Here is a 16720-nt window from a genome sequence, read left to right as displayed (position 1 = left end):
GACGATCAAGGCGAATGCGTCTACCGCGCCGCCACCGCGTACAGCGCGATCGCCGCGGCGTTCGAGACGTTCAGACTCTCCACCTTCTCGCTGATCGGCAGCTTGGCGAGTTCGTCGCAATGCGCCTCGGTATTCTGGCGCATGCCCTCGCCCTCGGCGCCGAGCACGATGCAGATCCGCTGCGTCCCCATCGCCTGCGCCAGCGTCTGCTCGGCATGGCCGGTGAGGCCGATCCGCCAGAAGCCCGCCTCGGCGATCTCCTCCAGCGCGCGCGCGAGGTTGACGACGCGCACCCACGGCACCGTCTCCAGCGCGCCCGAGGCGGCGCGTGCCACCGTGCCGCTCTCCGGCGGCGCATGGCGGTCCTGCGTGACGATGCCGAGCGCGTCGAACGCCGCCGCCGAGCGCAGGATCGCGCCGACGTTGTGCGGATCGGTGACCTGATCGAGCACCACCAGCGGTCTTTGATCGTCCTTGCCCTCGATCAGCAGATCGGCGAGCCAGCTATCCTCGAGCGGTTCGACCTCGGCGACGAGGCCCTGATGCGGCGCGTCGGACGGCACCAGCCGGCCGAGATCGGCGACATCGGCATAGACGACGGGCATCGACGCCGGAATGTCGAGCGAGGTGAGCGCCTCGCGCGTCCCCCACAATTTGCGCACGACCCGGTTCGGATTGGCGAGCGCCGCCGTCACCGGATGGCGCCCCCAGAATTTGGGGCGGTTGGCGGTGCCGGTCGACGGGCGGTGGCCACGGCGCGCCATCAGCGGGCGCTCGCGGGGATCGGGGTCATGGTGTCAGTCATCATTGGCATCGCTATAGGCAAAGGGGTCGGTGACCACCGGCTGCGTCGGCAGCGGCGGACGGGGCAGCGCCTTGTCGGCGTTGGCGGCGGAGAGCAGGACCGAGGCGAGGACGATCGATCCCTGCCGCAGATCCTCGGGCTTGAGATGGTCGAACGTGTCGACCGACGAATGATGGACGCGGCTGCCGTAATCGAGCGGGTCCTGGACGAACTGGAAGCCGGGGATGCCGACCTGCTGGAGCAGCACGTGATCGGTGCCGCCGGTCTGCCGCGCGACGACGTTGGCCGCGCCCATCGAGGCGAGCGGCGCGAGCCATTCGCGGAAGATCGGCACCACCGCGGGATTGTTCTCGGCATACAGGCCGCGCAGCTTGCCCGAGCCGTTGTCGATGTTGAAATAGGCGGCGAGCTCGCCATGGCCGGGCAGCGGCACGATCGGCCAGCGATCCGAGAAACCGTAATCGGCGCCGGCCGGCTGTTCAGACGGCGCACCGCGGCGGGCGAGATGCGCCTTGGTATAAGCGAGGCTGCCGAGCAGCCCTTCCTCTTCCGCGCCCCATAGCACGAAGCGGATCGTCCGCTTCGGCCGCACGCCGCTCGCGGCGAGGATGCGCGCCGCCTCCATCACCTCGGCCGAGCCCGCGCCATTGTCCGCCGCGCCGTCGCCGGCCACCCAGCTGTCGAGATGCGCGCCGGCCATGACATAGCCGGCCTTGGGGTCGGTGCCGGGGATCTCGGCGATGACGTTATAGGCGTTGACGTCGCCATCGTCGAAACGGACGTCGCTAATGATCTCCAGCGTCGGCGCCGGGCCCATCTTGGCGAGCCGGGCGAGGCGCAGATAATCCTCCTGCGCGATCTGTACCGCGGGCAGCGTGGCGGTGTCGCCGACACCGAACAGATAGCCTTCGCCATGGACGAGCTTGCCGTCGCGATACGACATCGTCGCCATCGCGACGGCGCCCTCGGCCTTCAGGAAGGCATCGAGCTTCTTGGTGTAATCGAGCCGCTTGGCGCGGCGGTTGATGCTGGCGGGGTCGTATTCGGGCTGCTGGAACTGGTCGAGCTTCGCGATATCGTCGCCGGTCAGCCGGCGGAAATCGGGATCGGTCGGGTCCTTGGCGGCGCGGGGCAGCGTGACCATCACGATCTTGCCGCGCAACTGGCCGCGATATTTGGCGAAGTCGCGTTCGCGCGCGATCGGCGCGACGACGACGGGCGCGGTGATCGTGCCGTTGGTCCCCGGCGTCCAGGCGACCGGGATAGCAGTGAGCTGGACCGCGCGCGGCGTCACCATCCGCACGCTCGCGCGTTCGATCGCCCAGCCGCGGCCGAAGGCGAAGCCTTCCTTACGGACGTTGCGCAGTCCCCATTCGCGGAACTTGCCCTGCGTCCATGACTCGGCGGCGCGCGCACCCGGCGAATTGGCGAGGCGCGGGCCGATCACGTCGGTGAGATATTGCGCGGTCTGCACCACCTGGCTGTGATTGGTGCCCTGATCGATGATCGTCGCCAGCGCGGCGCGATCCTGCGCCGCGGCGGGCAGGGCGAGGCAAAGGGCGGCGGTGGCGAGCAGGAAGTGGCGCATGAAGGTCCCCGGCGAACGTTGCGGCCGGTGCTAGGCGGCGGTCGCGGTTCGCGCAAGCCGGCGAGGGCGATGCGAAAAACCGCCGCGGGCGCGTTGACAGCCGCGTTTCGCTTCGCCAATAGGCCGCCTCGCTTCAGCGAAGCGGCCCATCTGGACAGGTGGCCGAGTGGTTAAAGGCAGCAGACTGTAAATCTGCCCGTGCAAGCGTACGCTGGTTCGAATCCAGCCCTGTCCACCACCTCCCCGCTTCGGCGGGGAGGGCCTGCACCCAGCGCCGCCGCCGATCGGAAACGCCCCGCGCCGCATGGTAAAATCAGCTTTATCTATTTGAATCCACACGCGTAACGATAGGAACGGGTGCGACTCCAGACGGGTTGGAGCGGTCTTGCGCAGGGAGACCAGCATGACCGACCGACGCGATGACGCGCCCTCCACGACCTACAAGCACGGCGACGCCGCCGACGCCACCACCGCCTCGCTGATCGAGGGGCAGGGCAGTGCGGTCGCCGGCCGATCGGTGACGATCAACCGGCCTGTGCGTGAACTTTATGACTTTTTCCGCGACTTCACGAACCTGCCGCACTTCATGGAGAACGTGGTCTCGATCGATGTCGTCGACGCCAAGCTGTCGCATTGGGTGGTCAAGGCCCCCGCCGGCGCGACCGTCGCATGGGACGCGCGGATCACGCAGGAGGAGCAGGACCGGCTGATCGCCTGGACCACCGAACCCGGTGCCGACGTCGCCAACTCCGGCCGCATCGAGTTTCGCGACGCCGGTCCACGCGGCACGGTGGTGACCGCGACGATCGCCTACGACCCGCCCGGCGGCATCGTCGGCAAGTTGATCGCCAAGATGTTCCAGCGCGAGCCCGCGATCCAGGCCCGCCGCGACCTGCGCCGCTTCAAGCAGCTCATGGAAACTGGCGAGATCGCCACGCCCGCGATGAACCCCAAGCAGTTCGAGGAGATGGGGCTGTGAAAGCACTCGCCTGGCACGGTAAGCACGACGTCCGCATCGATACCGTCGACGATCCCGAGATCGTCAACGATCGCGATTGCATCATCAAGGTCACCTCGACCGCGATCTGCGGCTCCGACCTCCATCTCTACGACGGCTACATCCCGACCATGCAGGCGGGCGACATCCTCGGCCACGAGTTCATGGGCGAAGTGGTCGAGGTCGGCGCGAAGTCGACGCTCAAGAAGGGCCAGCGCGTCGTGGTGCCGTTCACCATCGCCTGCGGCAGCTGCTACCATTGCGGCAAGCATCAATATTCGGCCTGTCCCAACGGCCTGCCCGCCGACAATCAGGATATCGCGCAGGAGCTGTACGGCCATGAGATGTCGGGCCTGTTCGGCTACAGCCATATGACCGGCGGCTATGCGGGCGGCCAGGCGGAGTACGTCCGCGTGCCGTTCAGCGACGTCGGTCCGATCGTCATCCCCGACGGCGTGTCCGACGATAAGGTGCTGTTCCTGTCGGACATCCTGCCGACCGGCTGGCAGGCGGCCGAATATGCCCAGATCGAACCCGGCGACACGGTCGCGGTCTGGGGCTGCGGCCCGGTCGGGCTGTTCGCGGTGCAATCGGCGTTCCTGATGGGCGCCGAACGCGTCATCGCGATCGACCATTTCCCGCATCGCCTCGAACTCGCCAGGCGTTTCGGCGCCGAGACGATCAATTTCGAGGAAAGCGCCACCTACGAGGCGCTGATGGAGATGACCGGCGGCATCGGCCCCGATGCGGTGATCGACGCGGTCGGGCTCGAAGCGCACGGCATGTTCGTCGACAACATCATCGACCAGATCAAGGCGTCGACCTTCCTCGGCACCGATCGCCCCCATTCGATCCGTCAGGCGATCATCGCCTGCCGCAAGGGCGGCCGCGTCTCGATGCCGGCGGTCTATGGCGGCTTCGTCGACAAATTCCCGCTCGGCGCGTTCATGGAAAAGGGGCTGACGCTCAAGACCGGCCAGACCCACGTCCAGCATTACATGCCGGCGCTGCTCAACGCGATACTGGAAGAAAAGATCGATACCGAGTTCCTGATCTCGCACCGCATGCCGCTGACCGATGCGCCCAAGGGCTACGATTTGTTCAAGAACCACCAGAACGAGACCACCAAGATCGTACTGAAGCCGGACATGGTCGGCTGACCTCAACGCCCTGCAAGGATAATCGAACATGGCTGACAAATTCGCGATCATCACCGGCGCATCGACCGGCATCGGCTTCGAACTCGCCTCGCTCGCGGCGCGCAACGGCTACGACATCCTCGTCGTCGCCGACGAATCGCTGATCGAATCGGCGGCGGCCGACTTCCGCCAATATGAGCATGACGTACAGGCACTCGAGGCCGATCTGTCGACGCCCGAAGGTGTCGATCGCCTGCTCGACGCCGCGGGCGGGCGGCGGATTGACCTGCTCTGCGCCAATGCCGGCCGCGGTCTCGGCCACGCCTTCCTCGACCAGAAGGTCGAGGATTGGCGCGCGGTGGTCGACACCAACATCACCGGCACAGCCTATCTGCTGCAGAAGGTGCTCCGCGACATGGTCGCGCGCAACGACGGCAAGGTGCTCGTGACCGGCTCGATCGCCGGCTACATTCCGGGCGCGTTCCAGGCGGTCTACAACGGCAGCAAGGCATTCCTCGACAGCTTCGTCGCCGCCCTGCAGAACGAGATCAAGGATGCCGACGGCGTCACGCTTACCAATCTGATGCCGGGGCCGACCGACACCGAGTTCTTCGCGCGCGGCGACATGCTCGACACCGATGTCGGCAGCGATCCCAAGAAGGACGACCCCGCCAAGGTCGCCGCCGACGGCTGGGACGCGCTGATGGAGGGCAAGGCCGCGATCGTCTCCGGCTGGAAGAACAAGATCCAGTCGGCGGTGGCGAACGTCACCCCCAATGCGGTGCTCGCCGAACAGCATCGCAAGATGGCGGAACCCGGTACCGCCGACCATTGATCGTGTGGCGGCTGTGGCCGGTCGTCGGCCGCAGCCGTCCGCGCTCAGGAGGGTGGAGCGGGTAACGGGAATCGAACCCGTGTATTCAGCTTGGAAGGCTGCTGTACTACCATTGTACTATACCCGCACGACCTGACGGCCCGCAGGCGTCGATCGAGCGGCGGCTTATCGTCGCGCGGCATGCGGGGTCAAGACCCAAGATCGTGGCATGCTGTGGTTCATGGCTTGCTTACCGTTGCCGCGCTAAGCCACCGGCATGGAGCACGACACCGAGCAGGCAGCCGCACCGGCCGAGGGACGACCCGCATCGGTGGTCGGCCATGGAGTCGGACTTGCCGGTATCGCCGGGCTGTTCGGCTGGCTGGTGGCGGCGCTCGCGATCGGCATGGACGGCCCCTATGCGGCGCTGGTCGCGCTCGTCGCCTGCGCGCTGCCGATGATCGGCTGGTCGCTGCTGGTCGACAAGGTGCATCGCCGCGCCAGCACCGGCATCGATTGGCATAACCCACGCCCGCTGGTCGAACGCCGCGACGTCAGTCTGACCAAGCTCGCCGGCCTGTATCTCACCTGGGGCGGTATCGCCTTTCTCTACGGTGTCGGCCGCTTCTATTGGGACGGCAATTTTGCGTTCGCCATGTGGTGCTTCGGCTGGGTCATGCCGATCGTTGCGGTGCTCGCAATGCCCTATGTGCTCTGGATCGACCGCTATCTGATCGAGCCGCGCGACGGCGCCTGGCACCTCGGCGCGTGGCTCACCGGCCAGCCCGGCGTCATGCCCGAGGCGATCTACGGCCATCTGCGCGCCTGGGCGGTCAAGGCGTTCTTCCTCGCCTTCATGCTCGCGGTGCTGCCGGGCAATTGGGCGGGCTTCATCCACACCGATCGGGCGAGCCTCCGCGATCCCGTCGCGCTCGCGCAATGGCTGATCGGGCTGATGTTCGTCATCGACGTCAGCTTCGCCACCGTCGGCTATATCCTGACGCTGCGCCCGCTCGACGCGCACATCCGCAGCGCCAACCCCTATGCCGCCGCCTGGACCGCCGCGCTGATGTGCTATCCGCCGTTCATCCTGATGGAGGCGGGCGGCCCGCTCGACTATCATCCGGGGACGCAGGACTGGACGTCATGGTTCGCCGGCCACCCGACCGTCCTGACGTCATGGGGCGCGATTCTCGTGCTGCTGACCGCGGTCTATGCGTGGGCGACGGTCGCATTCGGGCTGCGCTTCTCCAACCTCACCCACCGCGGCATCCTGACGCACGGTCCCTATGCCTGGTCGCGTCACCCGGCCTATCTGTCGAAGAACCTGTTCTGGTGGCTGTCGACCGTGCCGATCCTGACGACGGGCAGCCTGGTCGACGCGGTGCGCGCGACCGCGCTGATGGGCGTGGTCAGCGGCATCTATTACTGGCGCGCGCGCACCGAGGAACGCCACCTCGGCCTCGACCCGGTCTATCGCGCCTATAGCGACTGGATGACGCGGCACGGCGCGGTGCCGCGCTTCGGCCGCTGGCTGGTCGGACGCTAGACCTTCGGCTTATCCTTCGTCCACAGCGCGTCGACGCGCTTCTGGTTGCCGCCGGTCTCGCGCAGCCGGAGGTCGAGCAGCTCGACCTTGCGGCCCTGGAAGCGCTGCGGCCGGGTATGCCAGACGATGTCGTAAATCGCCTGCCGCGTCGTCGGCTGGTCGTCGGTGAAATAGGTGTAGCGGATCAGCACCGGCAGCCGCCCGGTCAGATCGTCCGCGCCACCGTCGGTCGCCTGGCGCAGCGCCTTGTCGAACCAGTCCGCCGGGATCGTCTGCGTCACCGAATCCTGCGGCGACACGCCGAGCGCGGTGGGGAAACTGACGCGGATGTCGCCGAGCGGATGCGCCTCCTCGCGCGCCAGCACGATCGTCCGCTTGTCCTTGTCGGGCGCGCCGCGCAGCACGAAGCGCGTCTTGTCGCGTGTCGCGCTCGCCTGTTCGATCGCCTTGTCGGCCGCCGCCTGCCGCCGGTCCTGCCAGTTGCTGTAGAGCGTCAGCGCGGCGATGACGACGCCGGCGACCGCGACCACCTCGGCCAGCGTGATCCAGCGCCGGCGGGTCTGCGCCTGATCGCGCGTCTCGCTCATCGCCCGCCCGCTTCGAGCAGGTCGCGCGGCGCGGCCAGCTCCCAGCTGTGCGCGATCCGGTCCTCGACCAGCGTCCAGTCGGTATCCTCGCCGATCGCGACATCGGCCCAATGGTCGACGTCGTCGAGCACCTGCACCACGGCCGCACCATTCTCCCCATCGCGCACCCGCACGAAGGCGGCGTCGCCGACGACGAAGCTGTAGCCGTCCTGCGTACGCTCCTCGACATCTGGCAGCAGCAGGGCGACGGCGCGTACCCGCGCCAGGACAGGAGAAACGTCGGTCATCGCGTCACGAATTCCTTGAGGATCTGGGGATACAGACGGTGTTCGGCGGCGAGCACCCGCGCGGCGAGCGTATCGGGGGTGTCGCCGGCCAGCACCGGCACCTCGGCCTGGCCGAGCAGCGCGCCGCCGTCCAGCTCCTCGGTGACGATATGCACCGAACAGCCGGCGACCGCATCGCCGGCGGCGATCGCCCGCGCATGGGTGTCGAGCCCCTTGTACTTGGGCAGCAGCGAGGGGTGGATATTGACGATCCGGTCGCGCCATCGTGCGACGAATGCGTCCGACAGCAGCCGCATATAGCCGGCGAGCGCGATCACCTCGCACCCCGCCTCGCGCAACGCCGCGTCGAGCTGCGCCTCATAGGCGGCCTTGCCGATTCCCTTGGGCGACAGGGCGAAGGTCGCGATGCCGCGCCCTCGCGCCCAGCCAAGACCGGCCGCGTCGGGCTTGTCGGAGGCGACCAGCGCGACGGGGATCCCCGCCTCGACCAGCGCCATCATGTTCGAGCCGCGTCCCGAGATCAGGATGCCAACCGTCTTCGCATCAGCCATGGTGGTGCGTAGCCGTCCAGTCGCTGCGCGCGCTCCACGTCTCCGTCGATCCGCGCACGGTGCAGCCGCGCGTCCCCGCCTCGACCATGCCGATCCGGTGCACCGTCTCGCCGGCCGCGGTCAGCGCCGCCGCGACCGCCTCGGCGCGCTCCGCCGCGACGACCACCGCCATGCCGATCCCGCAGTTGAAGGTGCGCGCCATCTCCTCGGGCTCGATCGCGCCCTGCGCCTGGAGGAAAGCCATCAGCCGCGACTGCTCCCACGCATCGGCATCGACCACGGCATGCGTTCCCTCGGGCAGCACGCGCGGGATGTTCTCGAGCAGACCGCCGCCGGTGATATGCGCCAGCCCCTTGATCGCGCCCTCGCGCAGCAGCGGCAGCAGGCTGGCGACGTAGATACGCGTCGGCGCCATCAGGATGTCGATCAACAGCCGGTCGGCATCGAACAGCGCGGGACGGTCGAGCTTCCAGCCGCGGTCCGCCGCCAGCCGGCGGACGAGCGAGAAGCCGTTCGAATGGACGCCCGACGAGGCGAGGCCGAGGATCACGTCGCCCGCGGCGATCTCGCGCCCGGTCAGCACGCGGTCGCGCTCGACCGCGCCGACGCAGAAGCCGGCGAGGTCGTAATCGCCCGGCGCATACATGCCGGGCATCTCGGCGGTCTCGCCCCCGATCAGCGCGCAGCCCGCCTGCCGGCAGCCCTCGGCGATCGACGCGACGACGCGCTCGGCGATGCCGTTGTCGAGCTTGGCAGTCGCATAATAATCGAGGAAGAACAAAGGCTCGGCGCCCTGGACGATCAGATCGTTGGCGCACATCGCGACGAGGTCGACGCCGACGCCTTCGTGCCGGTCCCATTCGATCGCGAGCTTGAGCTTGGTGCCGACGCCGTCGTTGGCGGCGACGAGCAGCGGGTCGTTGAACCCGGCCGCCTTGAGGTCGAACATGCCGCCGAAGCCGCCGAGCTCGGCATCGGCACCGGGCCGGCGCGTCGCCTTGGCGAGCGGCCCGATCGCGCGGACCAGCGCGTTCCCCGCGGCGATCGACACGCCGGCATCGGCATAGGTGTAGGACTGGTCGGACGGGGAGGGCGGGTTGCTCATCCGGCCAGCCTGCTACGATTTGCGATGGTTGCTGGCAATGCCGAACCGAATACCGCTCCCGCCCGGCGGAGGAATGACGGTCGCCGCACATCCCGCTTGGCATCGCCCGCCGGCTTCGCCAAAAGGCCCGCGACATGCGCATCCCCCTGTTTCCCTCGCTCGCCGGTGCGGCCCTGCTGCTCGCCGCCGGCGCCTATGCGCAGATCGAGGGCGGGCGCGGCGTCGCGCCGGTCGACAGTTCGGGCGATTTCGAGGTCAGCGGCGTCGATGTCGACGTCGCCGCCAGGACGGCGCAGGCGGCGCGGCTCGGCGGCTGGCGGCTGGCGCAGCGCAAGGCCTGGGTGCAGCTTTCGAAGCGGCTCGGTGGCGACGGTGGCCTCGTCTCGGACGGCACGCTCGACCAGCTCGTCTCCGGCATCGTCGTCGAGAACGAACAGATCGGCCCGACCCGCTATATCGCCAAGCTCGGCGTGCTGTTCAATCGCAGCCGCGCCGCCTCGGTGCTCGGGATCAGCGCCTATTCGGACCGGTCGCGGCCGATGCTGCTCCTGCCGCTGCAGGTGTCGGGCGGGGTCGAGACGGTGTTCGAACAGCGCACCGACTGGCAGGAGGCCTGGGCACGCTTCCGCACCGGCAACAGCGCCGTCGATTACGTCCGCCCCTCGGGCAATGGTGCCGATTCGCTGCTGCTCAACGCCGGCCAGATCGCGCGACCGGGGCGCGGCTGGTGGCGGACGGTGATCGACCAATATGGCGCCGCCGACATCCTCATCCCCGTCGTCCGCCTCTATCGCAGCTATCCCGGCGGACCGGTGATCGGCGTGTTCCAGGCGCGTCACGGCCCCGACAACGAATTGATCGGCAGCTTCACGCTGCGCGTCGGCAGCGCCGCCGGCCTGCCGCGACTGCTCGACACCGGCGTCACCCGCATGGACGCGCTGTTCCAGCAGGCGCTGCGCGGCGGCGCGCTGGGCGTCGACCCGTCGCTGTCGCCGCCGCCGCCGCCCGAGCCGGTGGTCGACCCCGATGCGATCGACGACGCGGCGAGCGGCGAGACGCTCGCCGAGATCGTCGGCGACACCGGCGCTGCCAATGCCGGCATCGCGCTCACCATCCAGTTCGAGACGCCGGGCGCGAGCGCGGTGGCGAATACCGAAGGGCTGGTGCGCAGCATCCCCGGCGTCCGCGCGGCGAGCACCACCAGCCTCGCGCTCGGCGGTCTGTCGCTGATGCGCGTCACCTATGACGGCGATCCCGATGCGTTGCGGGCGGCGCTGGAGGTGCGCGGTTATCAGGTCAGCGGTTCGGGCCAAACGCTGCGCATCCGCCGTGCGGCACCGGCACCCGCCGCCTCCGCCAGTCCGACCGGCTGACGCATGAGCAACCAATTGGCGCTGCCCCTCGGGTGGCCGGCCGACCCCAAGGACGACGCCTTTCTCGTCACCCCGTCCAACATCCGCGCCGCGCAGGTGCTGGAGCAATGGGCGAGCTGGCCGGTGATGGCTGCGGTGCTGACCGGCCCGCGGAAATCCGGCCGCAGCCTGCTCGCGCGCATCTTCGCCGCCAAGAGCCAGGGCCGGATCATCGACGATGCCGAGGCGGTGCCCGAGGCGCAGATCTTCCACGCCTGGAACCAGGCACAGGCGGAGGGTCGGCCGCTGGTCATCGTCGCCGACGCGCTGCCGCCGAGCTGGGCGGTCAAACTGCCCGATCTGCGCTCGCGCCTTGCCGCCAGCCCGCATGCCGCGATCGGCGCGCCCGACGACGAACTGATCGCCGCATTGCTGGCGCATCTGTTTAACCGTCGCGGGCTTGACGCACGACCCGATCTGGTGAGCTGGCTCAGCACGCGGATCGAACGCAGCCACGTCATCGTCCAGCGCGTCGTCGACGCGCTCGATCAGGAGGTACTCGAAAGCCGCCGCCGCCTGTCGATTCCGCTCGCGCGCACTGTTTTGACCGCGGCGGGGATCGTCACGCAACCGCAACCGTTGCTACCTATGACCGAAGTATGACACGCCCAATCCACCTCTCGCATCTCGCCGCTCCCGATGACGATCCGTTTGTTCCCGAAGTGAACGATCGCTATTTCAATCGCGAGCTGTCGTGGCTCGCCTTCAACCGGCGCGTGCTCGAGGAAGCGTGCAATCCGGCGCATCCACTGCTCGAGCGGCTCCGCTTCCTGTCGATCTCGGGCAACAATCTCGACGAATTCTTCATGGTCCGCGTCGCCGGCCTGAAGGGGCAGCAGCTCAAGGACGTCGACCGCCGCTCGTCGGACGGTCTGACGCCGGGGCAACAGCTTGCCGCGATCACCCGCGAGGCGGATGCGCTGATGGCGAGTCAGCAGGCGGTATGGGGCGACCTGCGCACCCTGCTCGACGAGGCCGGCCTTCACGTCCTGCGCCGCGACGAGGTCGACGCCGAAGACGCCGAATGGCTCGAGGCGCATTTCCGCGAACAGATTTTCCCGATCCTCACGCCGCAGGCGCTCGATCCCGCGCATCCTTTCCCGTTCATCCCCAACAAGGGGCTGTCGGTGATGTTCGACGTCGTCCGCGATTCGGACGGCGAGCCGGTACGCGAGCTGGTGATGATCCCGGCAAGTGCGCCGCGCTTCGTCCGCCTGCCCGGCGAGCCCGCGCGTTACGTGTCGATCGAGGCGCTGCTCAAGCGCTTCGCCCCGGTACTCTTCCCCGGCTATACGCTGGTGGGTGCCGCCGCCTTCCGTGTACTGCGCGACAGCGACATCGAGATCGACGAGGAGGCGGAGGATCTCGTCCGCTACTTCGCCAATGCAATTAAGCGTCGCCGCCGCGGCCGCGTCATCCGGCTCGAACTCGAGACGGGAATGCCCGACGCGCTCGCCAAGGTGCTGCGCCACGAGCTGGGCGGCGCCGATGCGACGATCACCGAGAGCGGCAATCTGCTCAGCATCGGCGATCTCGACGCGGTGATCGACGAGGATCGCCCCGACCTCAAGTTCCTGCCCTTCGTGCCCCGCTTCCCCGAGCGCATCCGCGAATTCGGCGGCGATTGCTTCGCGGCGATCCGCGCGAAGGACATCATCGTCCATCACCCCTATGAGACGTTCGACGTCGTCCTCGCCTTCCTCAAACAGGCGGCGCTCGACCCCGACGTCATCGCGATCAAGCAGACGCTGTATCGCGCGGGCAAGCAGCCCGCGGTGATCAACGCGCTGATCGCCGCCGCCGAGGCGGGCAAGTCGGTCACCGCGGTGGTCGAACTGCGCGCTCGCTTCGACGAGGAGCAGAACATCCTGTGGGCGAGCGCGCTCGAACGCGCCGGCGTACAGGTCGTCTACGGCTTCCTCGAATGGAAGACGCACGCCAAGGTTTCGATGGTGGTGCGCCGCGAGGATGGCCGGTTTCGCACCTATTGCCACTTCGGCACCGGCAATTATCACCCGGTCACGGCGCGCATCTATACCGATCTCAGCTTCTTCACGGCCGATCCGCGGATGGGGCGCGATGCGGCGCAGATGTTCAACTACGTCACCGGTTATGTCGAACCGACCGACATCACCAAACTCAGCCTCTCGCCCCGCGACCTGCGCCAGAAGCTGCTCGACCTCATCGACGTCGAGATCGCCAATGCGCGGGCCGGCAAGACCGGGGCGGTATGGGCGAAGATGAACAGCCTCGTCGATCCCGCGATCATCGACAAATTGTACGAGGCGAGCGGCGCGGGGGTCGAAATCGACCTGATCATCCGCGGCATCTGCTGCCTGCGCCCCGGCGTGCCGGGCATGTCCGAACATATCCGCGTCAAGTCGATCATCGGCCGTTTCCTCGAACACAGCCGCATCTTCTGCTTCGGCAACGGCGCGGCGCTGCCCAACGACGGCGCGAAGGTCTTCATCTCCTCGGCCGACTGGATGCCGCGCAATTTCGACCGGCGCGTCGAATATATGCTGCCGATCGAGAATCCGACGGTGCACGACCAGGTGCTCGACCAGGTGATGGTCGCCAACCTCATCGACACCGAACAAAGCTGGGAGCTGGAATCGGACGGCCGCTACGTCCGCGAGACGCCGGGCGACAAGCCGTTCAACCTCCACCGCTATTTCATGACCAACCCGTCGCTCTCCGGCCGCGGCGCGGCGCTGGCGGAAAGCAACGCGGTGCCGACGCTGGCGCTGCGGCGGCGGCGATGACGGCGGATCGGGGCGGGGTTCGGGGTGTGCGGCCCGCCGCGGATGCCCGCTGATGGTCCGTTTGCCGTTCATCACGACATTGCGCGACAAACCCGCATCTGAACACCAGCTCGCGCCGGCCGTTGAACCTGCAATGACCGCCCCCTATCCCCGCACCGGCATCATCGACATCGGCTCCAACTCGGTGCGGCTGGTGGTGTATCAGGGCCATCCGCGCATCCCCGCGACGCTGTTCAACGAAAAGGTGATGGCCGGGCTCGGCCGCAGCCTCGCCGCGACCGGTGCGATCGACGCGGACAGCATGACGCTCGCGATCGGCGCGCTGCGCCGCTTCGCGATGGTCGCCCGCGAAATGGACGCCCCCGTCCGCACCGTCGCCACCGCCGCGGTGCGCGATGCGAGCAACGGCGCCGCCTTCATCGCCGCCGCGAAGGACCTCGGCCTCACCGTCGAGCTCCTTTCCGGCGAGCAGGAGGCGACCGCCGCGGGCATGGGGGTGCTGTCGGCGATCCCCGATGCGGACGGCATCGTCGGCGATCTCGGCGGCGGCAGCCTCGAACTCGTCCGCGTCGTGGCGGGCACCGTCACCGACCGCATTTCCTTCCCGCTCGGCGTGCTGCGTATCGCCGCGCTGCGCGCCAGCCGTGGCCCGGCGTTCGACCGCCACGTCACCCGACTGATCGCCGAGGCGGGCTGGACCGGGCGGGGCAGGGGCCTGCCGCTCTACATGGTCGGCGGATCGTGGCGCGCGCTGGCACGGCTCGACATGAGCCTGACGCATTATCCGCTGCCGATCATCCACGGCTACAGCCTCGCGCCCGAAACCGTCGGTCGCCTCGGCCGCAGCATCGCGCACCTCTCCCGCCCGCGGCTGCGCAGCGTGCCCGGCATGTCGTCGGTCCGCGCCGCGCAGCTCGGCGACGCGACTGCGCTGCTGTCGGTGGTGATGCGCGAACTCGGCTCGGCGAGCGCGATGGCCTCGACCTTCGGCCTCCGCGAGGGGCTGCTCTATGCGACGCTCGATCCGAAAACGCGGGCGCTCGACCCGCTGATCGTCGCGGCGCGCGAGGAGGGCAAATTGCTCGGCCGCTTCGCCGAGCACGGCGACCTGCTCGCCGCCTGGATCGCACCGCTCTTCCCCGACGATATGCCGGAGCTGGCGCGGATCCGCCATGCCGCCTGTCTTCTCGCCGATACCGGCTGGCGCGCCAATCCCGAATTCCGCGACGAGCGCGGGTTCGAGGTCGCGCTGCACGGCAATTGGGTGGCGATCGACGCGCCCGAACGGGCGATGCTCGCGCAGGCGCTGCACACCAGCCTCGGCGGCAGCACGACGCCGCATCCCCTGCTCGCCGGTCTCGCCAGCACCGGCCAGATCGCGCTGGCGATCGACTGGGGGCTGGCGATCCGCTTAGGCCAGCGGTTCAGCGCCGGTCTCGCCGGGCCGCTGCAGCGCGCGTCGCTGGCGCTGGTCCCCGGCCACGTCGCCTTGTCGCTGACCGAGGCGGACCGGCCGCTCTATGCCGAGACGGTCGAGCGCCGCCACGCCGCGCTGGCCACGGCGCTCAAGCGCAAGCCGCGCCTCGCGATCAGGTGATCAGCCGCACTTCAGTCCGCTGATCAGCCCGCCGTCGTCGAGCAGGATGTTCAGCCGGTCGACGCGGAAATCCTGCGTCGTGACGTCGTCGGGATGGATCAACCGCGAGATCGCCGAATGCGTCATATGCTCGATCTCGGGCCGCATCCGCTCGCGGAATTTGACGCCTGCGAAGCGGATCTTGACCGCCTCGTCGATCACGCACGGGCCGCGTTCGGGCTCGGGCGCGGGCATCGTCGCACATCCTGCCGCAAGCACCGGCAGTAGAAAGGCCAACCGCATCATGCTGCTTCCTCCGTTCGCGTCATCTTGAGCTTGCCGCCGCGCACTGCGAAGCCGAGCCGCCCCTCGACCAGATCGAGCGCATCGCGCCCGAACTGGTCGAACCGCCAGCCCTCCAGCATCGGCAACCCGGTGCGCACCCCGGCGGCGAGCGCTTCCAGCTCTTCCGACCGCGCCAGCAGGCGCGACGCGACGTCGATATCGCGCGAGCGGATCTTGAGCAGCAGTTTGAGCAGATCGGCGACCAGCGCGCCCTCCTTGCCCAGCCCCGGCTTGCGGTCGTCGCGCGGCGGCAGCTCGTCGGCGCCAAGCGGTGCCGCCGATTCGATCGCCGCCATCAGCCGCCCGCCGATATCGTTCGACGCCCAGGTCGCCGACAGGCCGCGCACCTTGGCGAGATCGGCCTGTTTGCGCGGCGGATGGCCGGCGATGTCGCCCAGCGTCTCGTCCTTGACGATCCGCCCGCGCGGCAGGTCCTTCGACTGCGCCTCCAGCTCGCGCCAGCGCGCCAGCGCCTTGAGCCGCCCGAGCACGTCGGGCTTGCGCCCGGAGATGCGCACGCGCTTCCACGCCTGATCGGGATCGTTGGCGTAATTGGCCGGGTCGGCGAGCCGCTCCATCTCCTGGTCGAGCCACACGCCGCGCCCGGTCTTGCGCAGCCGTTCGAGCATCTTGGGGAAGATCACCGCGAGATGCGTCACGTCGCCGATCGCATATTCGATCTGCCGCGCATCGAGCGGCCGCCGCGCCCAGTCGGTGAAGCGCGCGCCCTTGTCGACGACGATGCCGAGCCAGCTGTCGACTAGGTTGGAATAGCCGATCTGCTCGCCTTGCCCCAGCGCCATCGCCGCGACCTGCGTATCGAACAGCGGATGCGGCGTCTTGCCGGTGAGATTGTAGATGATCTCGATATCCTGCCCGCCGGCGTGGACCACCTTGAGCACGTCCTGATTCTCGGTGAGCAATTCGAGCAGCGGCGTCATGTCGAGCCCCGGTGCCATCGGGTCGATCGCCGCCGCCTCGTTCACGTCGGCGATCTGGATCAGGCACAATTCGGGGTAATAGGTACTCTCGCGCATGAATTCGGTGTCGACGGTCACGAAGTCGGCATTGGCGAGGCGGGCACACAGATTGGCGAGGCTGGCGCTGTCTGTAATCAACGGGTGGATATGCATGGCATTGCCATAGCCACACGCGGCCGGGTTGACAAAGCCAAGTGAGACGGGGAAGCGCGACCCCTCG

The 16720-nt window shown here is 68.3% G+C and carries 16 protein-coding genes and 2 tRNA genes; 9 read left to right on the top strand and 9 right to left on the bottom strand.

The genetic code is table 11. The features are described from left to right. Positions 1-20: 20 nt before the first annotated feature. Positions 21-764: a 23S rRNA (guanosine(2251)-2'-O)-methyltransferase RlmB gene (gene rlmB, locus AC07U4_RS02920; RefSeq protein ID WP_495194377.1), complete on the bottom strand. Its 744-nt coding sequence runs from the start codon at positions 762-764 to the stop codon at positions 21-23. 33 nt (positions 765-797) lie between these two features. Then, on the bottom strand, positions 798-2393 hold the full coding sequence (locus tag AC07U4_RS02915) for a M20/M25/M40 family metallo-hydrolase (protein WP_495194376.1): 1596 nt from the start codon (positions 2391-2393) through the stop codon (positions 798-800). A 152-nt stretch (positions 2394-2545) separates the two neighbouring features. Here AC07U4_RS02915 and AC07U4_RS02910 point away from each other — a divergent pair. From AC07U4_RS02910 to AC07U4_RS02895, 4 genes are all read left to right on the top strand, one after another. After that, positions 2546-2631, top strand: a tRNA-Tyr gene (locus tag AC07U4_RS02910). Between the two features lie 165 nt (positions 2632-2796). Beyond that, positions 2797-3372, top strand: coding sequence for an SRPBCC family protein (locus tag AC07U4_RS02905; protein ID WP_495194375.1), 576 nt, complete (start codon positions 2797-2799; stop codon positions 3370-3372). Continuing rightward, positions 3369-4550: a zinc-dependent alcohol dehydrogenase gene (locus tag AC07U4_RS02900; RefSeq protein WP_495194374.1), complete on the top strand. Its 1182-nt coding sequence runs from the start codon at positions 3369-3371 to the stop codon at positions 4548-4550. The genes AC07U4_RS02905 and AC07U4_RS02900 overlap by 4 nt, the downstream gene beginning before the upstream one ends. Before the next feature lie 28 nt (positions 4551-4578). After that, the gene (locus AC07U4_RS02895) at positions 4579-5364 is read left to right on the top strand and encodes an SDR family NAD(P)-dependent oxidoreductase (protein WP_495180180.1); all 786 of its coding nucleotides are present in this window, start codon (positions 4579-4581) and stop codon (positions 5362-5364) included. A gap of 53 nt (positions 5365-5417) precedes the next feature. Here the strand turns inward: AC07U4_RS02895 and AC07U4_RS02890 are convergent. After that, positions 5418-5491 (bottom strand) — tRNA-Gly (locus AC07U4_RS02890). 129 nt (positions 5492-5620) lie between these two features. On the opposite strand from AC07U4_RS02890, the gene AC07U4_RS02885 reads away from it, so the two are divergent. Continuing rightward, positions 5621-6892, top strand: a complete 1272-nt coding sequence (locus AC07U4_RS02885) for a methyltransferase family protein (protein WP_495194373.1) — start codon at positions 5621-5623, stop codon at positions 6890-6892. Here the strand turns inward: AC07U4_RS02885 and AC07U4_RS02880 are convergent. Genes AC07U4_RS02880 through purM form a run of 4 tightly spaced genes read right to left on the bottom strand, consistent with a single transcriptional unit; the run spans position 6889 to position 9422 of the window. Beyond that, complete coding sequence (locus AC07U4_RS02880) at positions 6889-7479, bottom strand: hypothetical protein (protein WP_495194372.1); 591 nt, start codon at positions 7477-7479, stop codon at positions 6889-6891. The two genes, AC07U4_RS02885 and AC07U4_RS02880, sit on opposite strands and share 4 nt — an antisense overlap. Continuing rightward, positions 7476-7766, bottom strand: a complete 291-nt coding sequence (locus tag AC07U4_RS02875) for an MmcQ/YjbR family DNA-binding protein (RefSeq protein ID WP_495194371.1) — start codon at positions 7764-7766, stop codon at positions 7476-7478. Before AC07U4_RS02875 ends, AC07U4_RS02880 begins: the two co-directional genes overlap by 4 nt. Continuing rightward, positions 7763-8317: a phosphoribosylglycinamide formyltransferase gene (purN, locus tag AC07U4_RS02870; RefSeq protein ID WP_495180184.1), complete on the bottom strand. Its 555-nt coding sequence runs from the start codon at positions 8315-8317 to the stop codon at positions 7763-7765. The genes AC07U4_RS02875 and purN overlap by 4 nt, the downstream gene beginning before the upstream one ends. Beyond that, entirely contained in the window at positions 8310-9422 is a 1113-nt protein-coding gene (gene purM / locus AC07U4_RS02865) for a phosphoribosylformylglycinamidine cyclo-ligase (RefSeq protein WP_495194370.1), read from the bottom strand. Before purM ends, purN begins: the two co-directional genes overlap by 8 nt. A gap of 134 nt (positions 9423-9556) precedes the next feature. Between purM and AC07U4_RS02860 the strand changes: the two genes are divergently transcribed. The 4 genes from AC07U4_RS02860 (at position 9557) to AC07U4_RS02845 (ending at position 15196) form a co-directional block, all read left to right on the top strand. Continuing rightward, entirely contained in the window at positions 9557-10795 is a 1239-nt protein-coding gene (locus tag AC07U4_RS02860) for a heavy-metal-associated domain-containing protein (protein ID WP_495194369.1), read from the top strand. A gap of 3 nt (positions 10796-10798) precedes the next feature. Then, on the top strand, positions 10799-11437 hold the full coding sequence (locus tag AC07U4_RS02855; RefSeq protein ID WP_038659502.1) for an HdaA/DnaA family protein: 639 nt from the start codon (positions 10799-10801) through the stop codon (positions 11435-11437). Beyond that, positions 11434-13599 carry an RNA degradosome polyphosphate kinase gene (locus AC07U4_RS02850; RefSeq protein WP_038659499.1) on the top strand — a complete coding sequence of 722 codons (2166 nt, stop codon included), beginning with the start codon at positions 11434-11436 and terminating at the stop codon, positions 13597-13599. Before AC07U4_RS02855 ends, AC07U4_RS02850 begins: the two co-directional genes overlap by 4 nt. Positions 13600-13732: 133 nt before the next feature. Beyond that, entirely contained in the window at positions 13733-15196 is a 1464-nt protein-coding gene (locus tag AC07U4_RS02845; protein WP_495194368.1) for a Ppx/GppA phosphatase family protein, read from the top strand. Here the strand turns inward: AC07U4_RS02845 and AC07U4_RS02840 are convergent, their stop codons facing one another. Beyond that, positions 15197-15481, bottom strand: coding sequence for an I78 family peptidase inhibitor (locus AC07U4_RS02840; RefSeq protein ID WP_038659494.1), 285 nt, complete (start codon positions 15479-15481; stop codon positions 15197-15199). Beyond that, positions 15478-16653: a ribonuclease D gene (rnd, locus tag AC07U4_RS02835; protein ID WP_038659490.1), complete on the bottom strand. Its 1176-nt coding sequence runs from the start codon at positions 16651-16653 to the stop codon at positions 15478-15480. The genes AC07U4_RS02840 and rnd overlap by 4 nt, the downstream gene beginning before the upstream one ends. Positions 16654-16720: the final 67 nt, after the last annotated feature.

The organism is Sphingomonas sp. GW821-FHT02B09, from assembly GCF_059421875.1.
The sequence above is the reverse complement of the archived record's forward strand: the minus strand, read 5'-3'. Positions and strand labels throughout refer to the sequence as shown.

What these genes read in the sequence shown, in the direction of transcription:
- rlmB (WP_495194377.1), bottom strand. Translation starts at nt 764, where the DNA reads ATGGCGCGCCGTGGCCACCGCCCGTCGACCGGCACCGCCAACCGCCCC.
- AC07U4_RS02915 (WP_495194376.1), bottom strand. Translation starts at nt 2,393, where the DNA reads ATGCGCCACTTCCTGCTCGCCACCGCCGCCCTTTGCCTCGCCCTGCCC.
- AC07U4_RS02905 (WP_495194375.1), top strand. Translation starts at nt 2,797, where the DNA reads ATGACCGACCGACGCGATGACGCGCCCTCCACGACCTACAAGCACGGC.
- AC07U4_RS02895 (WP_495180180.1), top strand. Translation starts at nt 4,579, where the DNA reads ATGGCTGACAAATTCGCGATCATCACCGGCGCATCGACCGGCATCGGC.
- AC07U4_RS02885 (WP_495194373.1), top strand. Translation starts at nt 5,621, where the DNA reads ATGGAGCACGACACCGAGCAGGCAGCCGCACCGGCCGAGGGACGACCC.
- AC07U4_RS02880 (WP_495194372.1), bottom strand. Translation starts at nt 7,479, where the DNA reads ATGAGCGAGACGCGCGATCAGGCGCAGACCCGCCGGCGCTGGATCACG.
- AC07U4_RS02875 (WP_495194371.1), bottom strand. Translation starts at nt 7,766, where the DNA reads ATGACCGACGTTTCTCCTGTCCTGGCGCGGGTACGCGCCGTCGCCCTG.
- purN (WP_495180184.1), bottom strand. Translation starts at nt 8,317, where the DNA reads ATGGCTGATGCGAAGACGGTTGGCATCCTGATCTCGGGACGCGGCTCG.
- purM (WP_495194370.1), bottom strand. Translation starts at nt 9,422, where the DNA reads ATGAGCAACCCGCCCTCCCCGTCCGACCAGTCCTACACCTATGCCGAT.
- AC07U4_RS02860 (WP_495194369.1), top strand. Translation starts at nt 9,557, where the DNA reads ATGCGCATCCCCCTGTTTCCCTCGCTCGCCGGTGCGGCCCTGCTGCTC.
- AC07U4_RS02855 (WP_038659502.1), top strand. Translation starts at nt 10,799, where the DNA reads ATGAGCAACCAATTGGCGCTGCCCCTCGGGTGGCCGGCCGACCCCAAG.
- AC07U4_RS02850 (WP_038659499.1), top strand. Translation starts at nt 11,434, where the DNA reads ATGACACGCCCAATCCACCTCTCGCATCTCGCCGCTCCCGATGACGAT.
- AC07U4_RS02845 (WP_495194368.1), top strand. Translation starts at nt 13,733, where the DNA reads ATGACCGCCCCCTATCCCCGCACCGGCATCATCGACATCGGCTCCAAC.
- AC07U4_RS02840 (WP_038659494.1), bottom strand. Translation starts at nt 15,481, where the DNA reads ATGATGCGGTTGGCCTTTCTACTGCCGGTGCTTGCGGCAGGATGTGCG.
- rnd (WP_038659490.1), bottom strand. Translation starts at nt 16,653, where the DNA reads ATGCATATCCACCCGTTGATTACAGACAGCGCCAGCCTCGCCAATCTG.